Genomic DNA, 496 nt, shown 5'->3' with positions numbered 1-496 from the left:
GTGCAGACGCAGGCCGAGGGAGCGCAAGGCGCGGTCGGACCGCACCGTGCGATCGGAGAATGGCGGGTTGCCGATGACAAGGTCGAACTGTGCCGGCAGCTCGGTGCGGGCGAAATCGCCGGTGACGATCCGTGCACGCGGCTGCAACAACCGGGCGATGCGCGCCGTGACGGGATCGAGTTCGACGCCTGTGACGTGGGAACGGTCGCGAAGCTCTGCCGGCATCAGTGCCGGAAAAAGCCCCGTTCCAATGCCGGGCTCGAGCACGCGGCCGCCGCGCCAGCCGAGCCGCAGCAAGCTCGCCCAGATCGCCCTGACGATGAACTCCGGCGTGAAATGCGCATACTGGGTGCAGCGCGCCAGCGAGGCATAGTCTGCCTCGCCGACCGCATCCTCCAGTTCCGCGCCGACCTCCTGCCAGCCCTTCCTGAAACTGTCCTCGCCGGGAAGGCGGAACACGCCATTGGCAAGCTGCGACGCGCCGAAGCCCGTGAAG

Annotated in this window: 1 protein-coding gene; it reads right to left on the bottom strand. The window is 68.1% G+C overall.

Annotation, left to right across the window (positions count from 1 at the left end; genetic code table 11):
- The coding region (locus EOA27_RS39700) for a class I SAM-dependent methyltransferase (RefSeq protein ID WP_145970956.1) at positions 1-496 on the bottom strand (496 nt) is incomplete at both ends.

The organism is Mesorhizobium sp. M2A.F.Ca.ET.037.01.1.1 (genome assembly GCF_003998075.1).
GTDB lineage: Bacteria > Pseudomonadota > Alphaproteobacteria > Rhizobiales > Rhizobiaceae > Mesorhizobium.
This window is presented reverse-complemented; position numbering and strand designations above follow the sequence as displayed.